Raw genomic sequence first — 21,379 nt, 5'->3', positions numbered from 1 at the left:
ATTTGCTTGTACAAAACTATCCAGAAGGAAGCCGAATTGAAAGGAGGAACCCTTTGATTTTGCTATTTTTGGATAATAATTTAATTATGAGCTGCTGGAGGTCAATTTCCATTGAAAATGAACGTTTAGCATGATATAACCAACTGTATAGCAATTTGAATCCTACCATTCTACTCTACGCCACTGGGCATTCGAACGATTGGCTTCTTTGGGGAGGTTTGCTTTTTTTTACTGTTTTTTTACTGGGGGTCATCGCAATTTATATCGATTCTCTCAATCTGTTTTATTATCGAAAGGTAGCGTTTAAGATGGGAGATGTAGAGGTTACTTATTGGTACAAGTGGAAGTTGTTGGCGAGTAAGGGTGCTCCGTTTTTTATTTGGCGAAAGCTGAAAATGAAAAATATTCAGACAAAGATGGAGGCTGAATATGTATTGGACCCTGTTGGTGAAAAAGGGCATGTTTTATATTTCTATATTGACCACAATTATCAAACGCATACAGGAATGCTTTTCGATGCGCTCGTTGTTAGAGATTCAGATATATCAATGGGCTTCGATTTGTATTCGTTGGACAATTTAGGTCGTCACTATGTGTATGAAAGGCGTGAGGAACATACCGAATATATTGGGATGATTGAAGGTGGTGCATTTTACAAGTCGGAAGGTATGTTTAGAAACGTAGAAAGTAAAGAATTGAATTATTAGAAAGTCCGAAGGAACCTCTAGAGGTTCCTTCGGACTTTCTAATACTATATTATTTTACCTGATAGGCGGCTATGGTATTAGCAAAGAAAGTAGGCACAAGCAGCAGGCCTTTTTCTTTCAGGTAATAAATATCTGCGGCATTTTGACCGATTTCCTTAGTGTCGATTAGAATTGTTCTTGCGTTGGTGCTGTCTACAAAATGAACTTCTCCATTCCAGTTGGATACAAAGTAATGTTCGTGATACGATGTCACACCATCTCCCGCGGGGATAGAGTCAGTAAGAGTCTCTATCATTTTGGTATTGATATCTATTCGATAGTATTCGTCGCCACCAAAGGAAGATGCCATGATGTGGCTGCCTTGATGTAGCAAACCATTAGGACCTTTCATAGTGCTATCGGTTAGCCAAGTGGTCATTTCCCCTTTGCTGAGTAAATGAATTTTGTTGGTCATGGTGTCGGAAATAAACACATCGCCGTCTTTGGATACTGTGATGTCGTTGAGAAACTGCGCGCCTTCGATGGGATGCCTTTTGATGATTTCCCCACTAGGGATATCGATTTCTATCACTTCGTCTATGTTGGCGACAAATAGACTGCTGTCCACAATGCCCATGCCTTTGGGGGCAGAGAGTTCGGTGATCCATTTGAGTGTGGCTACTGTACCGTCAGTATTAATGATAGAGATAAACCCGTCGTTGTCTTTCGCTGTGGGCGGTACGCCATTTATATTGGATACGTAGAGCACCTTGCGAAATGGATCATAGATCACGGATTCACTAGTCGTAAGCACAGTATCTGTTTCCCATACTTTGGAGAGGGAGGGAGGAGTGATGGTTTTGGGTGGTGTCTGTGCTTCTTCTTTATTTTTGGTAGGTGTGCAAGCAATGCCTGCTAGGAGTAGAGAAGCAAGAAGGATATTGGTTTTCATAGGTTTTATTTTATTAGTTGAAGAGCTACTAAATTAATAAAACCCATGGGTAATAATAAGAAGCTGTTTGAGATTAGCAAATACATCGAGAGTACTTATCAGCTCTCAAACAGCTTCTATGAAGATTAGTCGATCACGACTACTTTGGTCATTTTGTCGCCTTGGTTGATCTCATCGATCACATCCAGACCTTCTACTACTTTGCCAAAAACGGTGTGATTTCTGTCCAAGTGAGCGGTATTGGTGCGGCTGTGGCAAATGAAAAATTGAGACCCACCAGTGTTTCTACCTGCATGAGCCATAGAGAGTACGCCACGATCGTGGAATTGATTGTCGCCATCAAGCTCACAGTCGATTTGGTAGCCTGGGCCGCCAGCGCCAGTACCGTCAGGACATCCGCCTTGGATAACGAAGTCAGGAATAACTCTGTGAAAAGTCAACCCGTCATAAAAGCCTTTTTTGGCTAAGTCGGTAAAGTTTTTAACTGTATTAGGAGCATCCTTTTCAAAAAACTCCAACTTCATTACACCTTTTGTGGTGTGGATTTCTGCGGTCATAATTTCTTAATTGTAATTTCAAAAATGCAAATCTAAATGCTTTTGGCGCAAATGCTGACTTAAATTATTAATTTCGGAAATGGATTGAACTGATTTTTTTGATTCATCCACCCAAGAAACAGCATCCCATGAGTAGAAGCCTGAAGATTGATATGCACACGCATATCTTGCCAGAGAAATTGCCTGATTTTGCAAAGAAATTTGGGTATGGAGATTTTATACACCTCGTGCATAAGCGCCCACAGTATGCCGATATGATGAAGGGCGGAGTGTTTTTTAGAGAAATCAACGAAAACTGTTGGGATCCTGAAATAAGAATAGCTGAGTATGCTCAGTATCACACGCAGTATCAAGTTATTTGTACCATTCCTGTCATGTTTAGCTATTGGGCTAAAGCGCAGGATGGGCTAGAGATTTCTCAATTTCTGAATGACCACCTTGCTCAGGTAGTGGCAGCTTATCCCAAACACTATTTGGGGCTAGGTACGATACCTATGCAATCGCCCAAGCATGCCGTACAAGAACTGGAAAGAATAAAAAATGAACTCCACTTGCCTGGTATTCAAATCGGATCGAATATCAATAATAAAAATCTTGACGAGCCAGAGTTTTATCCCATATGGGAGGCTTGTGAGCAGTTGGGTCTGGCGGTGATGATTCATCCGTGGGAGATGATGGGCAGCGAGCACATGAGTAAGTATTGGTTGCCGTGGTTGGTAGGTATGCCTGCCGAAACTTCGCGAGCAGCCTGTTCACTTATATTCGGTGGGGTACTGGAGAAATTTCCTAAGGTGAGGTTCAACTTCTCTCATGCGGGAGGTTCTTTGTTGGCGACTATTGGTAGGGTAGCGCATGGATTCAATTGCCGTCCAGACTTAGTTGCCATTGATAATTCGATTAATCCACGTGAATATTTGGGTAAGTTTTGGGTGGATTGTATTACGCATGACCTTCCTTATCTTAAATACATCATGGAAATGATTGGTTCAGATAAGATCACGCTTGGCTCAGACTACCCTTTCCCGTTAGGCGATTTGGAGATTGGTAAATTTATCGAAGACAGTGACATTGCTCAAAAAGATAAAGACAATATCATGTATCAGTCTACCTTGGACTGGTTGAGTGTGGAGATATAACATGAGTTGATTTGCAACCTTAATTATTCCAAAACCTACTACTTCTAGTGAGTTTTAAAAACCCTATTTTCTGGCGATGTATTTGAGTTGACTAAAAGTGAATTTTGCACATATTTAAGATTTATGTGTATTATTTATGAAAAGGTTGCCAGTTATATTGCTATTGCTAGCACTTACATTGAGTGCTAATAGTCATGCCCAAAATTATGTGGAGTGGGAAGTTGGCCATACAGTGGTAAATAGAGCTTACATCCGTGACATGAAGCCAGGCCAAGATGGAGGATTCATCCTAGTAGGAGCCAGCCAAAATTACCCCTCAGATGCCTTTATTATGAAAGTGGACGATGCAGGAGCAGAGGTGTGGACACATACACTTGGTGGGACTTCGGCCGACGATTTTATTGAGGTAGCCCTCACTGACGACGGTGGGTATATCGCTGTGGGGTCTACTGAATCTGATGATGGTGATGTGCCTGGTAATTATGGTATACAAGATGATATTTGGGCCGTCAAATTTGATGTAGATGGCAATATTGTATGGAACAAAAACTTTGGAGGGACACGTCTAGATGAGGCTTTCGGTGTGGCTAAGATGCTTTCCGGAGATTTTGTGATTACGGGAAGAACGTTTTCTCAAGATTTAGATTTTATAGATGAGACGATTGGAGGCGGCAATGGGACCTTGTATGCTTTAAAGATAGATACTGATGGTAATACCCTTGATTTTGGTAGCTATGGCTCATCAGGTATACAGCGAGATGGCTATGTGGCTGTGAGTCAATCTGGAGGAGTAATCCTATCAGGAGTGGCTACTCATGCAAGCGGAGATGTAAGTAATCATTACGGGGGGTATTCTGATATTTGGGTACTGAAAACGGACCTGGATTTAGACCTTACTTGGGAGAAAAATTTTGGAGGCAGTGGCAATGACTACACAGCTGGTGTTTTGGCTACTTCTGATGGAGGGTTCATTACGTATGGGAGTACGAATTCAAGTGACCATGATATTGCTACTTTATTTGGAGGCAATGACATGTTTATAGTGAAGGTAGATGCCTCAGGAAACAAAGAGTGGTGCAGGACAATCGGAAGCGTCTCTGAAGAGTATTGCCTGAGTGTGAGAGAAACCAGTGATGGTGGTTACATCGTGGGTGGTAGGATTCTCAATCATGCTGGAGCGTTTGGTTCGTACGACAATGTGGTGGTCAAGCTGGATGCTTCTGGAGAAATAGAATGGCAAGAACTCTATGGGTCAGCTTCTGTTGATTATTATGCTCATGTACTAGAAATTAGTCCTGATCACTATGTGATGGCAACAAGTACGCATCAAACTTCTGCATCAGGTAATAAGTCTGTAGTAGGCAATGTATGGTTGGCGGCTATTTCTCCGTGCTCTGACGATGTGCGTGCACCTGATTTCACCACTTGCCCAGGAAACCAGTCTGTAACAGCAGGTTCTACTCTTTTAGACTATACTGCTAGTGCGGCAGCTTGGGACGGCTGTGATAGTGCGCCTGTGATTACACAATCACCAGCAGTAGGTACTGCAGTTATATCAGGTATGACAGTGACACTAATCGCTACCGATGCTTCTGGCAATGTAAATAATACGTGTACATTCATAGTCAATACTTTTGGTGATGCTACTGACCCTGATATTACTTGTCCTATTAATCAGTCCCTTAGTTGTACGACTATATTACCAGATTATACTTCATTGGCAACTGCTACAGATAATGTAGACCCAAATCCTACTATAACTCAATCGCCTGCTGTAGGCAGCATGGCTGTCGATGGTATGACGGTGACTCTTACGGCTACAGATAACAGTGGCAATACGGATGTATGTACGTTTATGGTTTCTTTGACTTCTGATGCAGAAGATCCTGTGATCACTGGTCTTACCGATCAAGATGTGAATTGTAATACCGTTTTGTTGGATTATACAGGATTAGGAACTGTGTCTGATAACTGCGACCTATCTCCATCTGTGGTGCAGTCGCCAGCAGTTGGTAGTACAGTGGTAGATGGTATGATCGTCACGCTCAGTGCTACAGACGATGCTGGCAATACCGCGGATTATACTTTTGTGGTAAATATTAAACCTGATGCCGTTGCCCCTGGCATCGTGGGACTGACCAATCAAATCGTGAATTGTGGAGAGGTATTGTCTGACTATAGGACGCTAGGTACAGTGATAGACAACTGTGATGCGGCACCTGTGGTTACCCAGTCTCCAGCCATCGGTACGGCTGTGACAGACGGCATGACTGTGACCCTTACGGCTACTGATGCAGTAGGCAATGCAGATGATTTTATTTTTCAGGTGTTTATTCATGCCGATGTAGAGTCACCCATGTTGTCAACGATTGATGACCAAACAGTGGGTTGTGGTACGCTTTTGCAAGATTATACGAGTCTGACCTCGGTCTCCGACAATTGTGATATAGACATTCAGCTGATTCAGTCGCCAGCAGCTGGGGTAGAAGTGGTGGATGGTATGCTTGTGGATATAAAGGGTCTTGATGATGCGGGTAATTTCTATGAGATCACATTTCAGATTTTGGTACAAGAGGATTTGCTAGGGCCAGTCTTAAACTGCCCCTCCGATCAGGTGCTCACTTGTGGAAATTTAATGCCAGACTTTACGAGTTCTTTAAGGGCAACCGATGTGTGTGCAGAGATCGAGATGGTAACACAGTCGCCAAAAGCAGGGGAGATACTTGTGGTAGATACGGAAGTGGAACTTGTAGCTACTGATTCATATGGTAATAGTTCTAGCTGTATTTTTCAAATTCAAATTGAAGACATTGAAGTTGATGCTGGCGAAGATCAGGTCATTTTAGAGGGAGAGTCTACACAGCTATCGGTTCGTTCGATACATAGTGGAGTAGTGACCTGGTCACCAAACTATGGCTTGGCAGATACCCAAACCATGTCGCCTACTACTACAGCAGAGTTTACCACGGATTATACTGTCCAGTTGGAAACAGTAGAGGGTTGTGTAGGAGAAGATCAGGTAACGGTATGGGTAGAGCAGCCTGTTTTTAGTTCTGGGTTTTCTCCCAACGGAGACGGAATCAACGATACTTGGCAGATTAAAGGTATTGAGAAATATCCAGATAATACGGTATATGTCTACAACCGCTGGGGCAACCTGATCTATGAGCAACGTGGTTATGACAATCAATCTAGATCATTTGACGGACAAGCCAATAACCTCACTGGTTTAAGCACAGGGCAATTGCCAGAAGGTACTTATTTCTATCATATCGATATTCCATCCGGGCATGATATAGAAAAAACAGATGGATATATTATGATTAAAAGATAATAGAATGAAAACTAGAGTTATACTATTGTTGGTGTTGGTCAAGTCTATTGCTGGATTGGCGCAGCAAGTACCTGTACTATCGACCTATACTTATAATCTGATGACGGTCAATCCTGCCTATGCGGGATATTATGGTCATTTAGATGTAGCACTTGAGGCCACGAGGACTGTGCCGTTTATTGAAGGAGGATCGCAGTTTGGTAATTTTACTATCAATAGTCCTGTAGGTATAAGAAGTGTGGGCTTAGGGGCAACCATTACTTCAGATAAAGTGGGGGTGTATAGCAATACGGAGTTTTCGATGGCTTATAGTTATAAGTTGTTTTCGAGAAATCGAAACTCATATACAAGCTGGGGTTTTTATCCGAGCGTTTTGTCTTTTGGGATTCAGGCAGGGATGAGTCATGTGAGCGAGAGATTGACGGACTTGGGTGTGGTCAATGATCCTGAGTATGCGCAGGACATTAATACCTTTCTGCCGACCATAGGTATGGGCGTTTTTTATAGCCAAAAGCATTTTTATGTAGGGCTATCTGCGCCGAGAATTACAGGGTCAATGTTTAGCGCAGATGCAAACCTGTCTTTGCAAAATCATTATTATCTCCAAGCTGGATATAAAACGGCTCTGGCAAGAGATTATTTTTTAAAACCAGCTATGTTGGTCAAATATGTCTCAGGAGCGCCTATTCAGTTTGATGTCAATGCCATTATAGAATATAGTGGAAAATTTGAAGCAGGTGTGGGTTATCGCTCGGTTGCTGGGGTCAATTTTTTGATTGGCTTGCATATCACTAATCAGTTTTTTGTGGTGTATCACTATGATACCACTTTGGATCAAAACCCAAATGCATGGAGCAATATGCATGGATTGATGATCAAGTACAACCCATTTCATGTAGAGTAATATAGTACCCAAAATAGTGCATGTTTGAAATTAAGCTTGAAAAAGCGTAATTTCAAACATGCTTTCTGATAGACTAACTCAAAAATATACACACCTTTTCAAAATTTTAGATTTTGATCATGACGGACTGCTTCAGGAGCGGGACTTCATGAGTTTGGGTGAGAATGTAGCGATTTTTCGTTGTCTGATGCCTCCTTCTGAGGTGGAGGACTTTATTACTCAGAGGGGGCAGGATTTTTGGACGCAGCTGAGGGATTTCTTAAGTAGTCAGACGCCGAATAGGTGCAACTTGACCAATTGGTTGAAATACCTTGAAGCTGTAGTTGTAGGTGAAATTTATGGTCCTTTTGATAAAATTGCCCAGCAAGCTGCTGACGATATTTTTTACATTTATGATAAAGACAAAAACGGCTACCTGTCTAAGCAAGAGTATATGTGCTTTTTTGTTTCATTGCGAGTGGAGATCAAATTTGTAGATATCTGTTTCAAAAAACTAGACCTCAACAATGATTTGCAACTGAGTAAAGAAGAATTAGTAGGGGCGATTAAAGAGTTCTTCTTGAGTGAAGATACGAAGAAGCCTGGAAATCTTTTGTTTGGTAATCCAGAAAACTATCAGTTCGATACCCGAAGGACATTGTATACTGAAGTGTGATGGTGAGTGATTAGAATGAAGGCATAAAAAAAGCACCAAGTATTCTCGGTGCTTGAGTGATTCGTCTGGGGCTCGAACCCAGGACCCACGCCTTAAAAGGGCGTTGCTCTACCAACTGAGCTAACGAATCATTAAACGCGGACAATAATACTCGGCTTTTACCAAGGTTATTTTAGAAAGTGATTTGTCCTAGAATTATTGAGTTTAATCTAACTTAAATCGAACTAAATTCCTTGCCTTGTCAAAGGCTTTCACTATCAGTGATTCGTCTGGGGCTCGAACCCAGGACCCACGCCTTAAAAGGGCGTTGCTCTACCAACTGAGCTAACGAATCATACTTTTTCGCACTGGAAAGTTTCGTTTTTGTCAATCCTTCCCTTATTTTGCGGTTGCAAATGTAGGCACGAGATGAGTAAAAAACAAAACAATATCTTCAATTTTATTACAATACTTTTTGTCAGCTTCTTGATGACTCCATTTTTCTCCTTTGGAGGCGAAATTGAAGGAAAATTAGCACGGGCAGATTCCCTTTTTAAGCTTCAAAAGTATACGGAGTCATTCGAAATTTATGATGAATTGATGACTGAGCAGAATGAAGCATCACCACAGATGCTGATGAAGATGGCTTATATCAAAGAAGGCTTGGGAGACTATAGTCAAGCATTGATCTATCTGAATAAATATTATTTGCAGACTTCTGACAAAAGAGCACAAAATAAGATGCAGGAACTGGCCGATGAGCATGAGCTTTTTGGCTTTTCATTGACCGATACGACTAGGTTCAAAGGGTTGGCTAATAAGTATTATTTAGCGTTCAATATCCTGTTATTCAGTGTGGTCTTATTCTTAATTATTGTGGTGCTGTATCGCAAATTTAAGTCAGGGTCTAATGCCAAACCTTATGCCATTTCTGCGGTGGTAGTTTTGCTGGCTTTCTTTTGGTTGTCCAATTTTGGGTTGAATGACTCGCAGGCTATTATTGTTAAAGATCACGCATACCTCATGACTGGCCCATCGGCAGGGGCAGACCTCGTAGAGGTAGTAAAAAAAGGTCATCGTCTTATGATTATAAACGATGAAGGTATTTGGGTTAAAGTATTATGGAATGGGCAAGATGCTTATATCCGCTCTTCTATGATCAAACAAATCAACTAGGTTTATCCTTTAGAGGAGAATCGGGTTCTTTGGCTAGTACATTATAGACGATCTTGTCCATTAGTCGTGGTACAAACTGATTGAGGAAGTTGAGCCACCAGCCTAATGGGGTCAGTATAAAGTGTCTGGTTTTTTTCTGGTGTCCTTTATAGATTCTAAGGGCAACCTCCTCGGCTGTCATCATTTTGCTTTCGTCTTTGGGAGATTCTCCTTGTACTTCTCCATGTGCGGTCAGAGCCGTGTTTCTGATATTGGTGCCTGTATAGCCTGGGCTAGCTACAAGTATATGCACCCCTCTATAAAGCAATTCTGTACGAAGGGCTTCAAAAAAACCTTCCATCGCAAATTTTGATGAAGAGTAGGCTGTACGAGCTGGCGTGCCTCTGTGTCCGTTGATCGATGAGATACCGATGATGGTTCCTTTAGATGTCAGTAAATGGGGTAGGGCATATTTTACATAGTTGACTGTTCCCATAAAATTGATGTCCATCACCTCTCTGAATACTTTCAGATCCAAGTCTTCAAACATCGCACGCATAGAAACCCCAGCGTTGCATATCAATAAATCTATAGAACCGAAAGTTTTGATGGTCTGACCTACTACGTCTTGTGCACCAGATTCACTAGCAGCATCTGCCTGTATACCTAGTGCTTGATGGCCATCGGCATGAAAGGATTGGATGATGCTGTTGAGCCTTTCTTGGTTTCGTCCAGTAATGACAATATTGTATCCTTTGGATGCATAGAGCTCAGCGCATGCTTTGCCTATTCCAGAGGTTCCTCCTGTAATGATTGCGGTTTGTTTGTTAGGCATTATTAGTCGAAAATTAAACTCGAATTTAATAAGTCTTGAGGTAATACTCGTTTTTGAGATAAATTGTTTCCAGCTTTGAAATCTTTATTAATTTGGCGTTAATCAACCTTGTACTCTTGTTTTTGCATGTCTCGACCTGTTAAAATTATTTTTCTTTTTTTTCTGTTGTGTTGTTCTTCTTGGCAAGGAATGGCTGCGGAGCTGTTTGGAACGGTAACTGATCAGAGTGGTGTGCCTTTACCCTTTGCCACACTATATGTGTTGAACACCACCAAAGGCACTACGACCAACATAGAAGGGCGGTATAGCTTAGACTTGCCTCCTGGGCAGTATGAGTTAGTTTACCAATATGTAGGGTATAAAAAACAACAGATACCTCTAAAAGTAGATCATAGAAGAATTCTGCTTAATGTAGTACTAGAGCCAGAAGTATTACAATTGGAAGAGGTGGTGGTGAAGGCTGGCGGACCAGACCCAGCTTATGCCGTGATTCGCGAAGCCATGGCGAAGCGAAAGTATCATCAAGAAGAAGTAAATGCCTACAAATGTAAAGTGTATGTGAAAGGTATGCAGACACTAGACGAAAAGCCAGATCAGGTATTGGGTGTCAATATTGCCTTGGATACGGGAATCGTGTATTTGTCTGAATCGGTATCCGAACTGAGTATTGCCCGCCCAGATAAAATAAAGGAAGTGATGATTTCCTCTAAGGTGAGTGGTAGCAATTCAGCATTTAGTTACAACCAAGGGTCACAAATGCTTATTTCTTTTTATGATAATTTGATGACTTTTCCTGGTTTGTCTGAGCGAGGGTTTGTTTCTCCCATTGCTCAAAATGCACTGCTTTTTTATGATTATAAGCTGGAAGGTACCATGATGGAGGGAGGGCTGTTGGTTAATAAAATTAGAGTAATACCTAAGCGAAAAAATGATCCTGCTTTTGAAGGGTTTATCTATATCATCGAAGATGCATGGCGTATTTATAGCGTGGATTTGAAATTGACCAAAGCACATCAGATTGAGTTTTTGGATGAAGTGAATGTTTACCAAGTTTATGCGCCTGTGCAGGACGGTATTTGGATGCTGTTTTCGCAGCGATTTACTTATTATCTCAATGTATTTGGGTTTAGAGGAAATGGCAATTTTGTTGGGATTCATTCTGAATATGAAATAGAGCCTAATTATGAATTGGTGGAAACTAAAAAAGCAGACCAAATCCAGCTTTTCCCTAATGGTTATTTTGATAATGAAATATTGAAAATAGAAAATAAGGCCAACAAGCGTGATGCTAAATATTGGGAAGAAGTGCGTCCTATACCATTAACTAAAGTAGAAAAAATAGACTACTGGTGGAAGGACAGTCTGCAGCACATGATGGAGGCCAAGCCTTACAAAGATTCTATCGACAAAGTCTCCAATAAGTTTAATTTTCAAAATTTGTTCATTGGTGGATATGTTTATCAACAGTCCTATAAAGAACGGTATTTTAGGTTTCAACCCATATACGACATTCTTCAATACAATACGGTAGAAGGAGCAGTGGTCAACCTAAAGGCTAGCTATGTGCAGGAGAAGGAGCGCATCTGGAAGTACCAAGTGACTCCTACCTTGCGTTATGGGTTTTCGAGTGAAGATTTTTATTATAAAGCACAATTTTCATATCAGTTCAACCCCATCAAAAGGACTCGGGCTTATGTAGAGGGAGGCCAGTTTGTCTCTCAGTACAATGCCTCAGATCCGATTTCTCCATTGATCAATTCCTTTGAGACATTGGTGAATAGACGAAATTATATGAAACTGTACGAGAAGTCATTTGCCAAACTGCACTATTCTAGCGAAGTGGTGAACGGTGTCACATGGAAATCTACACTCGAATATGCTCATAGGACTGAATTGCAAAATACGGCAGATTATTCCTTTTTTTATCAAGACGATCGTCTGTTTGCACCCAATGCTCCAAGCAATGATGAATTGAACAAGGAAGGAAAAAACACTTCGTTTGGTCATAGCCGCGCATTGGTTTTTACAACTAATTTCTATATCAAATTTGGGCAAAAGTATATATCCCGACCCGATATGAAGTTTAACCTTGATAGTAAATATCCAACCATCTTTGTGCAATATAGAAAAGCAATACCAGTAACGAATTCATACTCAGATGCCAACTTTGACGAAGTGGTGATGCGTGTCTATCAAGGGGCTAACTATGGGCTTTTTGGTAGTGGCAATTATACTGTTTGGGCAGGCACCTTTTTCAATACTGATAAAATGGACTTTATGGATTATCGGCATTTTACTGGCAATCAGTCCATTTTTGCCAAGTTTGGCCAAGATCATTACCAATTGCTCGACTACTATCAGTACAGCACAAATGGAGCATGGTTGGGCGTACATGTAGATCATCATTTCAATGGCTTTATACTCAACAAATTTCCACTAATAAGGAAAACCAAGGCACAAGTGGTGGCATCTGTTAATTACTTGCATACCTCAGTATCTGGGCATTATATTGAATATGGAGTGGGGTTAGAGCACCTATTCAAAGTGTTGCGGCTCGATTTTTACGGAGCCATGCAAGACGGGTCTAGCTATGGCTATGGGTTGCGTGCTGGGCTGGGCTTCTAGTTCTTCAGCATTACCTAACGAGTGTAAGCGTCCCTTTATAGTTGGTGTTCTGGTATTCGATTTGGTAGAAATAAACGCCTACGTCTGCACCATCACCAGTCCATTCAAACTCCCTGTTGGTAGATTTGAAAATGGTACTACCATTTCTATCAAATATGATGATGGATTGAAACTGGTCTGCGCAGTTGTCTGGTGGCAGGTTATGCATTTCTTCTTCGAGGTGGGTAAGGGTATAGGTGTCGTTGTGCCCATCGTTATTGGGTGAAAAGGCATTGGGAGGCAAGAAGTGACCATAATCTACGTCAAGTTCTGAGATTTCAAAATTGACAGTGAGTGATGCGGATTCAAATTGAGGACAATTATCGTCGAAGACTAGGAAGTCTACGGGGTAGGTTTTTGGTGTATTTCCTTCTCCGAGTAGACTACATTCTGGCGTCCAGTTAAGGGTAGACGATACAGTGTTTGTACCTGTGGCTCGCGAAAAAGAAAAGCTTTCTGAAGACGGAGCAGAGTTGGGTGAGAGCAGGTCTAGCGTAAGTAAATCAGCATTATCTCCGTCGCGAGCTATTACTTCTAGTTCGAAAGGTTTATTTATTTGTAGACTATAAAAGTCCTCTATCTCAAATGCAGGTGTGGTATTGGCGGGTACTTGTACCTGTATGGTTACCGCTAAGGTGTCGTTGTTGGTGGCTTGGCAGTAATCGTCGTCTTCGGCCATGAAATAGAGTGTAAAAGTGGTCGTTTCTTCAATGTTGAGATTCTCGCAAGACAATTCCCATGCAAATAGGGAAGATACTTGCCCAGTTCCTTTTTGGTTGGCAAACGAAATGCCTACCTGAGGAAAACTGAAGCTGTCTCCGATGGCTGTAAGTGAGATAGGGTCGTTATCATCGTCTGTAGCCATCACATTAAAGTCTAAGTTGGATCGGATAGATTTGGTATAGGTGCTGGATGGCCCACTTATCTGTGGAGTGGTGTTGGGAGGGAGCACTACTTCTAAATCGTAGAAGAGCGTATCCCCACTGTCGAAAAGGCAGGTATCGTAGTCTTCTAAAACAATTCCTAACTCAAAGGTGTTTTTGTCTCCAAAGGGATACGTCTGACAGCTGGTATTCCAGTTGAATTTCACTTGTTTTTCTCCCAATACATCTAGTATGGTGTCTAGCGACATGCCATAGTTGATCGGATCGTAGCCTTCGGCATAGAAAAAATAGTGCAAGGAATCTTCTGCATCCTTACCGATCAGCAGTTCGTCGAGTGCTACGCTTAGGCCTTCGGGCTGTGTGCGGCTTAGCCTGATGGACGAAGAAGGACTATCGAAATATGGTTTGTTGTTGACGGGGGCTTCCACGTTGATGGTCATGCGTACCGTGTCTCGCTGTGGGAGTGGACAGGCATTGTCCGAAGCGATCAGGTCGATGATATAAGGCTCATGTTGGATGTATGGGCAATCCGAGATGCAAACTTCGACCCTGAGGGTATCTCCACTGGGGTTGATTGGACCAGAGGAAAACTCAAATACCTCGGAGACATCCTCGTCAAAATTCACTCCTTCAGCTTTGAACGTTACGTTTTCTCCAGCTTGATCTACGACCATGTATTCGAAGCATTTGTCTGCCGAAGCGGAGTAGTGTATCACTTCTCCTTCGATATAATAGTCTTTTTCACCAGGGAGACGGACTTCTGCATGCGGAGGTGTGGGCGGCTCGCAACCATCTATGACTAGCATTTGAAAATCTCTTCTGAGCTCGCCTATTTTCTCTTTGTTTCGGTATTCTTCTACAAGTACAGAGAATACATATAGGCCAGTAGCAGTGGGCGTTACGGTCAGATATCCGCTGGGCGTGATCTGTAGCGAAGGGCTGCCTGGTATGATATTGTTTATGTTAGATCCATTGGCGTATATGAGTTCTATAAATGGCTTGGGCTGTGGGATTGGGAGTGCAGCTTGCGAGCTGCTGTTGTATGGCAACTGAAGCGAATAGGCGATAGAGTCTCCGTCAGGGTCTGTGCCAGCGAAGTTGGTATAGTAAGTCTGGTTCACACAGGCATAGTCGCTGAGTGGAGGGAAGAGCTGAGGCGAAGAGTTGATGAATGGTTTGCCATTGCGCACCACTGCCGGAAAATCTAAGGTATAAGTGATGCCTTGCCCACCCGGGTTTACAATGTTGGAAATGTTGGTATTTCTACAGCATCTTTCCCACGAGGCATAGTAACCTTCTATTTCGTTGTAAGTATCTGCGTTGAGTGAAATGTCTGCACTGTAGAGTACGCGAGAGGTTTGGAGTGAGCCTATGGCACAGTCGGGATTGGTATAGGGTACTATAAGTTCGGTGTCTAGCAGTAGGACATGGGTCTGCACGAGTGTGTGGTCGCTATTGCGAAAAATGTAGATTTCCACTGATGGGTCTGGGCCTGGGTTGTCTATTTGCGCTTTGTCAAAATATTGGATCAGATGCAGCTGGTACTTGTTGCCACTGATATGGATCAATTCGATTTCGCCACCTACAATATGAAAACCAATGACAGGTGTTTGGCTCAGTAGGGCAAGAGTGAGTATAAGTAGCAGTTTTCTCATCAGAAAACAAGATAGCTACTGCAATTTGAAATTGATAAAATTAGGAGCGCGATTTCACTTGCAGGTCGTTATTAGACGCTTCTTATTTGAAAATATCGATTCTTAAATTTGAAATCTTGATTCTTGACCTACGATTTATCTAATTTTGCCGCCGATGGCAAGAAAGAATAAAAACATAGTAATAGAGCATCTAATTGTAGAAGCAGTAGCGGCCGAAGGCAAAAGTTTAGCGAGACAGGATGGTCAGGTGATCTTTATAGAAAGAACAGTACCTGGTGATGTGGTTGATGTTCAGGTACGCAAAAAAAGAAAGGCTTACTCGGAAGGGTATCCATTAAAATTTCATAAATACTCTGAGCTCAGAATAGAACCGATTTGTCAACACTTTGGTGCCTGTGGGGGATGCAAGTGGCAAAACTTGGCCTATGATTCTCAACTCGAATTTAAACAGCAGCAGGTAGAGGATCATCTGACCAGAATTGGCAAAGTAGAGTTGCCTGAGATAGCCCCGATATTAGGTTCTGCCAAAACCGACCGGTATAGAAATAAACTTGAATTTACTTTTTCGAATAAAAAATGGCTGACCAAGGATCAAATTGATTCTGAGGAAGTGATTGAAAGGAATGCGCTAGGTTTTCATGTACCTCGTTTGTTTGATAAGATTGTCGATATTGATACTTGCCATTTGATGGCCGATCCAGCGAATGCCATCAAAAATGAAATTCGCTCTTTTGCCATTGCGAATGATTATTCATTCTTTGATATCCGTGAGCAAGTAGGACTGCTTCGCATTTTGATGATCCGCTATACCGATGCAGGAGAACTGATGGTTTTGATTCAGTTTTTCGAGCCAGACCAGGAGAAGATTGATATGCTGATGAACCATCTCAAGGATAAATTTCCTGAGATTACCTCTTTGCTCTATGTGATCAATCAGAAGAAAAATGATACGATATATGATCAAGAAATTATCACTTTCGCAGGCAAGGATCATATCATCGAAAAGATGGGAGACTTGGAGTTCAAAATAGGAGCAAAGTCATTCTATCAAACCAATTCTGCGCAAGCGAAAGTGCTCTATGATAAGACATTAGAATTTGCCGATCTCAAAGGGGATGAATTAGTTTATGATCTATATACGGGCACGGGTACCATCGCTAATTATTGTGCGAAGCAAGCCAAAAAGGTAGTGGGAATCGAATATGTGGAGGCGGCCATTCAAGATGCTTTTGTGAATGCAGAAGTAAACGGCATCACCAATACAGACTTCTTTGCTGGGGACATGAAGGATTTGCTCAACGACGAATTTATCGCCGAGCATGGGCATCCAGATGTGATCATTACCGATCCGCCAAGAGCGGGTATGCATGAAAATGTGGTAAATATGATCCTGAAAGTAGCCCCTGAAAAAGTGGTCTACGTGAGCTGTAATCCAGCCACCCAGGCCAGGGACATTGCCCTAATGGATGCGGACTATAAAGTGACCAAGGTACAGCCAGTAGATATGTTTCCTCATACGCATCATGTGGAGAATATTGTGTTGTTGGAACGGAAATGATTGTCTATTGTTTCCGCTTGGTAAGACTTAAAAATTCACCTGAAAATTTTTTACCTCAACCAAAATTCGTCATTTCCAGAGCCTAAGCTTTGTGTCTTTTACTGTAATGGTAAAACTCCGTTCAGTCGAGCCTCCTTTTAATTATATAGGCCAGTTATCTTCAAAAGGACTATCAGAAGCCATAGTAGTCGCTTCCAATTCATTGGCCAGACATTTTTTTAAAGCATCGGTAATGGATTTTTCATCCATATCCTGCCCAATGATCACAAGCTCATTCATACGATCACCCCATTTTTCGTCCCATTTTTTCATAATAACTTGTTGGTTTTCCATGTATGCTTGATTCTGTGCTCTTTCTTTCATGGGGACTGAAGCCCACCACCTTCCGTAGGGATCGGCTTTCAGGGAGCCCCCAGCTTGGCTCCACATCAGCGCTTGGTCTGGTCTGGAAGCAAGCCAAAAGAGACCTTTACTGCGAATGACACTATTAGGCCATTCATTATTGACATAATGCCAAAAGCGTTTAGGGTGAAAAGGCTTACGTTCTCTAAATACAAAAGAGGAAATGCCATATTCTTCGGTTTCAGGCGTATGTTCGTTATTTAGCTCCTTGATCCATCCAGCAGCCTGTTCTGCTTGGTCATAGTTAAATAATTTAGTGTTGAGGATGGTTTTTGGATCTACTTTTCCATAAGAGGTTCTGATAATTTGTGCTTCAGGGTTAAGTTTTTTAAATGTACCTTCAAGCAAACCCAATTGTGCTTCGCTCACTAGATCAGTTTTGTTGAGTAGTATAATATTGGCAAACTCTACTTGATCGGTGAGCAGGTTCACAATGGTACGTGTGTCTTCACTATCGTCTGTCATACTTCTGTCCAGAATAGTATCGGTACTGCCAAAGTCTTTGAAGAAATTGAAAGCATCTACTACGGTAACCATAGTGTCCAGTCGACTAAATTTGGTCAAGTCATAAAGTTCATCCCCTGTAGCAAAAGAAAAGGTCTGGGCTACTGGAATAGGCTCGGAAATCCCTGTGCTCTCAATAAGCAGGTAATCAAATTTTTTCATCTTGGCTAATCTTTCCACCTCTATCATCAAATCCTCACGCAGGGTGCAACAGATACAGCCGTTACTCATTTCCACCAGCTTTTCATCGGTACGTGATAGTTTGATTTCGTTTTGTACCAACTGACTATCTACATTTACTTCGCTCATGTCATTGACGATCACGGCCACTTTTAATCCTTGACGATTATGTAGTACATGATTGAGCAGGGTAGTCTTGCCTGCGCCTAGAAAGCCACTGAGCACAGTCACGGGTAATTTTTTTGTTCCAAACATTATTATGAAGTTTTTATTGACAATCAGGGAATTCTACACTGGATTGCTTTATCTGGATCCAGTTAACAAAATGAGCAATCGCCACTACTGCCGCCCCACAAGGTGTTAGCACGGTTTCGTGCCATTCGGCCTGAAATAGGTGACCACTAATAATTAGAATGAATCCTGATAGAACAATAACCAATGCCGTTGGCTTTTGATGATGCTTGCGATAACCATGCACTAATGCATAAGAAGCAATGGAAAAACTCACTAAGATAATGGAGTATTCAATCCAGAATGTATTCAGAAACTGAAGGCTGGCTAGAGAGGTAAGACTGAGCAAGGAGGGAAGAGTTGCACAATGTAAGGAACAAAGTAGCGAAGCACTGAAACCGACAAAATCCAAATGGAGCCCGATAAATTGATTTTTCATGTATACTTTTTAAATGCAATAATATTGCAAGTATAACATTTAAAGCCATCATATGCAATAATGTTGCATTTATTGATTTAGTTTAATAGGTTTGCGATTATATTATTTTTTATGCTGAGTTCGTCTGCTTGGGCTCAAACTAAAATCACTTAGGAAACACTTTTCGATGTACGTTTTACGGACAAGTACAGTAAGGAGGAGGAAGCTTATTATTACCTTCACTTTGTTTGCGATGAGTGCCATCAAACTTATTGCCTTGAAGATATAGAAGTTCCAGAGGTCTCTAACGAATTCTCAGTTAATCAGTGGTATATGCAGGAATGTAAAGCCTAAAATAGTTGTTAGAACTGCTTCAAAAAAGTGACCTTCCCAATCAACTGCTGCTGTTCAAGGGGGTGTTCCAGTCCATTGATTTGAGTGTCATTAAACACTAAATAGATAAAAGACAAAGGGCGGTATTCCCAACTTCCACGAACGTTCCACCGACCTTGCTCATCAAATGAATTGTATTGGTAAAAAGCAGAAAGTTGTAAACGTGGATTAAGTGCAAATCTTGCCCCAAAAGTGACCAAGTGTGTATCCAAATCTTCCAACAATACACCTAAGTTATCCAAGTTGTTGTATTCATAATCAGCTGTAAATGCCACATGTGGAATAGGCGCATAACGCAACCCTCCATTCGCTGTTAAACGCTTGCCATTATAAAAACCACCCCAACCAAGTTTTCCTGATACTGATAATTTCCTTGATTGATCCGAATTGTAGTTGATCTGATGACGAGTATAATAATATTCGTCTTGAGCGATGGATATTCCTAAAGGGGCAAAATCGAAATTGATGTTTTGCCAGGTTGGATAAATGGCATATTCAAAAAAGCTGCCATCCGTGAAGTACACGTAAATAGGAAACAAGTAAATACTGGCCTGCTGAAAATTAGTAGGATCGCTTGCGTCCTGATAATAGTTGAAAAAGGCTCCAGGATCAAAACGCCTGATCCAAGGTATACTTTTTGGCCGCCAGATGAAATAACCACCTGGGTTATGCCAGATTACATTTTTCTGAAAGACAAACCCCATATCTGGATTGTAATCTTCTGTGACGAAATTAGTTAGCCAGCCTAAGTAAAACTTATTGGTGTTATAGCCCGCAAATAGCTTTCCTGCTAGACCTAAGGTGTCATTGGAATTATCCCGTGATCCTGATAATAAGTAGGAGAAGGTCAGTTCGCTTTTGGGACGGATCAACCCATCCACAGTCAAGGTTGTATTGTTGCTTTGTGTCACTCCCAGTTCTTTGGAAGCCTCATCTAGCCGATGAGTGAACATGATACCTACATTATTTTCCTTTCCATAATTTTGAATATAACGACCTACGGCAAAACTTGCAGCTGGAGAGTTGGCGGTTTGAGCTTGGTGCATGTACAGTCCTGCCGTGGATCGGTCATCATTTCGCATGGTATATCTTGCACCTCCATCGATCCGAGCGGGTTCTGCATTAAAATTGCCCTGCAAGCCAATGGTTCTGCTAAAAAAGGGGATAACCGAACGGTCAGCCGCCCCAGCCCAGATACCTGAGTTCTCTAAGAAAAATTGCCTCTTTTCAGGAAAATAGACGTTGAATCTTTCCAGATTATTGACAGCCTGATCCACATCAGCTTGTGCAAAATCAGTATTGAAAGTAAGATCTAAAACCGAGCGTGGATTGATCGCCCATTTGATATCTCCACCTAATTTCACATTATCATCCGAAATAGTTTGACCGTTAATTTCAGTATCCTCATACTGATAAAGAAAATAGGGTTCTATCCTCACATTGGCACTCGGTTCGGGAACGGTGAGCCCTTTGAGTTGAGCGGCATACGTCATCCGATAGGGAGAAAAAGACTGAGGAATGGCTGGAAATACGGTTTGTTCATACTCCCTGCGAGCCAGACGTGTAAAGGTAATACCCCAGGTCACAGAATCTGCTATTTCAGGTCGCTCGTACCGAATAGACTTGAAAGGAATGGCAAACTCTGCAAAGTAGCCCGAGTCAGTCTGATGTGTCCGTACCGTCCAGAGGGCATTCCAATTGTCATCTGTATTGTTGTCATTGAAGTTTTGCATGTCCCGCTGATTGCCATAGGGAGTAGTTTGGAACGATACACAGTATTGCGTTAGGTTTTGCGGATCCAACTGAATACCAAAAGCATCATTTTCTCCCCAAGAAAAATCCCTTCGTAAGTCTTGCACCCGAATACCTTTTTTTCCGAGGGAGTCTGTACAAAAAACACCTACATATAGATTCTTCTCGTCATAAAGCAACCTCACCTGTGTCTGATACCGATAGGTGCCACCCTGACGAGGCTCTATTCGATAAAAATCATGGGTTACGGGTGCATTTTTCCAAGGGATCTCAATTAATTTCCCATCAATTCTAATACCCTCTGTGGTAGGAATAGCTCTGATTTCAGTAGGTATTTCTGGGGGTGGAAAATTTTGATTGCTATTATCCTGCGCAGAAACAGAGGTCGCCAAAGCACAAAATACGGATATAAAAAGTCGCCTTATCTTTAAACAGTTCTCTGCTGTCACATAGGAATCATCCGATGGTGTTCTTGATCTCCTATAGTTTCTTGAGGATAAAAAATGATGCATTTTATTCATGCCAGATTAAATATTTTTTTCAAT

Annotated in this window: 15 protein-coding genes and 2 tRNA genes; 8 read left to right on the top strand and 9 right to left on the bottom strand. The window is 41.7% G+C overall.

Translation table 11 applies throughout. The features are described from left to right. Positions 1-155 precede the first annotated feature (155 nt). Positions 156-707 (top strand): hypothetical protein, encoded by a 552-nt coding sequence (locus N7E81_RS15805; RefSeq protein WP_263050565.1) that lies wholly within the window; start codon positions 156-158, stop codon positions 705-707. Between the two features lie 49 nt (positions 708-756). Here the strand turns inward: N7E81_RS15805 and N7E81_RS15800 are convergent, their stop codons facing one another. Beyond that, on the bottom strand, positions 757-1,638 hold the full coding sequence (locus N7E81_RS15800; RefSeq protein ID WP_263050564.1) for an SMP-30/gluconolactonase/LRE family protein: 882 nt from the start codon (positions 1,636-1,638) through the stop codon (positions 757-759). A 125-nt stretch (positions 1,639-1,763) separates the two neighbouring features. Beyond that, positions 1,764-2,198, bottom strand: coding sequence for a peptidylprolyl isomerase (locus N7E81_RS15795; protein ID WP_263053095.1), 435 nt, complete (start codon positions 2,196-2,198; stop codon positions 1,764-1,766). 125 nt (positions 2,199-2,323) lie between these two features. Between N7E81_RS15795 and N7E81_RS15790 the strand changes: the two genes are divergently transcribed. The 4 genes from N7E81_RS15790 (at position 2,324) to N7E81_RS15775 (ending at position 8,224) form a co-directional block, all read left to right on the top strand. Further along, a complete protein-coding gene (locus N7E81_RS15790) occupies positions 2,324-3,331 on the top strand; it encodes an amidohydrolase family protein (protein ID WP_263050563.1) in 1,008 nt (335 codons plus the stop codon). Between the two features lie 136 nt (positions 3,332-3,467). After that, entirely contained in the window at positions 3,468-6,665 is a 3,198-nt protein-coding gene (locus tag N7E81_RS15785) for a gliding motility-associated C-terminal domain-containing protein (protein WP_263050562.1), read from the top strand. Positions 6,666-6,669: 4 nt separating this feature from the next. Next, on the top strand, positions 6,670-7,569 hold the full coding sequence (locus N7E81_RS15780) for a PorP/SprF family type IX secretion system membrane protein (RefSeq protein WP_263050561.1): 900 nt from the start codon (positions 6,670-6,672) through the stop codon (positions 7,567-7,569). A gap of 58 nt (positions 7,570-7,627) precedes the next feature. Beyond that, on the top strand, positions 7,628-8,224 hold the full coding sequence (locus tag N7E81_RS15775) for an EF-hand domain-containing protein (RefSeq protein WP_263050560.1): 597 nt from the start codon (positions 7,628-7,630) through the stop codon (positions 8,222-8,224). 57 nt (positions 8,225-8,281) lie between these two features. Here N7E81_RS15775 and N7E81_RS15770 read toward each other — a convergent pair. Next, a tRNA-Lys gene (locus N7E81_RS15770) sits at positions 8,282-8,354 on the bottom strand. Between the two features lie 131 nt (positions 8,355-8,485). Further along, positions 8,486-8,558 (bottom strand) — tRNA-Lys (locus N7E81_RS15765). Positions 8,559-8,632: 74 nt separating this feature from the next. Here N7E81_RS15765 and N7E81_RS15760 point away from each other — a divergent pair. Next, the gene (locus N7E81_RS15760; RefSeq protein WP_263050559.1) at positions 8,633-9,379 is read left to right on the top strand and encodes an SH3 domain-containing protein; all 747 of its coding nucleotides are present in this window, start codon (positions 8,633-8,635) and stop codon (positions 9,377-9,379) included. On the opposite strand, the gene N7E81_RS15755 is transcribed toward N7E81_RS15760, so the two are convergent. Continuing rightward, positions 9,372-10,193, bottom strand: coding sequence for an SDR family oxidoreductase (locus N7E81_RS15755; RefSeq protein ID WP_263050558.1), 822 nt, complete (start codon positions 10,191-10,193; stop codon positions 9,372-9,374). The two genes, N7E81_RS15760 and N7E81_RS15755, sit on opposite strands and share 8 nt — an antisense overlap. 189 nt (positions 10,194-10,382) lie before the next feature. Here N7E81_RS15755 and N7E81_RS15750 point away from each other — a divergent pair, with 189 nt between their 5' ends. Next, complete coding sequence (locus N7E81_RS15750; protein ID WP_263050557.1) at positions 10,383-12,818, top strand: DUF5686 and carboxypeptidase regulatory-like domain-containing protein; 2,436 nt, start codon at positions 10,383-10,385, stop codon at positions 12,816-12,818. 10 nt (positions 12,819-12,828) lie between these two features. On the opposite strand, the gene N7E81_RS15745 is transcribed toward N7E81_RS15750, so the two are convergent. Next, complete coding sequence (locus N7E81_RS15745) at positions 12,829-15,396, bottom strand: gliding motility-associated C-terminal domain-containing protein (RefSeq protein ID WP_263050556.1); 2,568 nt, start codon at positions 15,394-15,396, stop codon at positions 12,829-12,831. A gap of 154 nt (positions 15,397-15,550) precedes the next feature. Between N7E81_RS15745 and rlmD the strand changes: the two genes are divergently transcribed. Continuing rightward, positions 15,551-16,954, top strand: coding sequence for a 23S rRNA (uracil(1939)-C(5))-methyltransferase RlmD (gene rlmD / locus N7E81_RS15740; RefSeq protein ID WP_263050555.1), 1,404 nt, complete (start codon positions 15,551-15,553; stop codon positions 16,952-16,954). Between the two features lie 141 nt (positions 16,955-17,095). Here rlmD and N7E81_RS15735 read toward each other — a convergent pair whose 3' ends face one another. From N7E81_RS15735 to N7E81_RS15725, 3 genes are all read right to left on the bottom strand, one after another. Next, positions 17,096-18,295: a GTP-binding protein gene (locus N7E81_RS15735; RefSeq protein ID WP_263050554.1), complete on the bottom strand. Its 1,200-nt coding sequence runs from the start codon at positions 18,293-18,295 to the stop codon at positions 17,096-17,098. A 13-nt stretch (positions 18,296-18,308) separates the two neighbouring features. Next, the gene (locus N7E81_RS15730; RefSeq protein ID WP_263050553.1) at positions 18,309-18,710 is read right to left on the bottom strand and encodes a MerC domain-containing protein; all 402 of its coding nucleotides are present in this window, start codon (positions 18,708-18,710) and stop codon (positions 18,309-18,311) included. Positions 18,711-19,051: 341 nt separating this feature from the next. Beyond that, the gene (locus N7E81_RS15725) at positions 19,052-21,226 is read right to left on the bottom strand and encodes a carbohydrate binding family 9 domain-containing protein (protein ID WP_263050552.1); all 2,175 of its coding nucleotides are present in this window, start codon (positions 21,224-21,226) and stop codon (positions 19,052-19,054) included. Positions 21,227-21,379 lie beyond the last annotated feature (153 nt).

Origin of the sequence: Reichenbachiella carrageenanivorans (assembly GCF_025639805.1) — a bacterium.
Classification (GTDB): Bacteria; Bacteroidota; Bacteroidia; order Cytophagales; family Cyclobacteriaceae; genus Reichenbachiella; species Reichenbachiella carrageenanivorans.
The sequence above is the reverse complement of the archived record's forward strand: the minus strand, read 5'-3'. Positions and strand labels throughout refer to the sequence as shown.

What these genes read in the sequence shown, in the direction of transcription:
- N7E81_RS15730 (WP_263050553.1), bottom strand. Translation starts at nt 18,710, where the DNA reads ATGAAAAATCAATTTATCGGGCTCCATTTGGATTTTGTCGGTTTCAGT.
- N7E81_RS15735 (WP_263050554.1), bottom strand. Translation starts at nt 18,295, where the DNA reads ATGTTTGGAACAAAAAAATTACCCGTGACTGTGCTCAGTGGCTTTCTA.
- N7E81_RS15800 (WP_263050564.1), bottom strand. Translation starts at nt 1,638, where the DNA reads ATGAAAACCAATATCCTTCTTGCTTCTCTACTCCTAGCAGGCATTGCT.
- N7E81_RS15790 (WP_263050563.1), top strand. Translation starts at nt 2,324, where the DNA reads ATGAGTAGAAGCCTGAAGATTGATATGCACACGCATATCTTGCCAGAG.
- rlmD (WP_263050555.1), top strand. Translation starts at nt 15,551, where the DNA reads ATGGCAAGAAAGAATAAAAACATAGTAATAGAGCATCTAATTGTAGAA.
- N7E81_RS15750 (WP_263050557.1), top strand. Translation starts at nt 10,383, where the DNA reads ATGGCTGCGGAGCTGTTTGGAACGGTAACTGATCAGAGTGGTGTGCCT.
- N7E81_RS15755 (WP_263050558.1), bottom strand. Translation starts at nt 10,193, where the DNA reads ATGCCTAACAAACAAACCGCAATCATTACAGGAGGAACCTCTGGAATA.
- N7E81_RS15760 (WP_263050559.1), top strand. Translation starts at nt 8,633, where the DNA reads ATGAGTAAAAAACAAAACAATATCTTCAATTTTATTACAATACTTTTT.
- N7E81_RS15775 (WP_263050560.1), top strand. Translation starts at nt 7,628, where the DNA reads ATGCTTTCTGATAGACTAACTCAAAAATATACACACCTTTTCAAAATT.
- N7E81_RS15785 (WP_263050562.1), top strand. Translation starts at nt 3,468, where the DNA reads ATGAAAAGGTTGCCAGTTATATTGCTATTGCTAGCACTTACATTGAGT.
- N7E81_RS15745 (WP_263050556.1), bottom strand. Translation starts at nt 15,396, where the DNA reads ATGAGAAAACTGCTACTTATACTCACTCTTGCCCTACTGAGCCAAACA.
- N7E81_RS15780 (WP_263050561.1), top strand. Translation starts at nt 6,670, where the DNA reads ATGAAAACTAGAGTTATACTATTGTTGGTGTTGGTCAAGTCTATTGCT.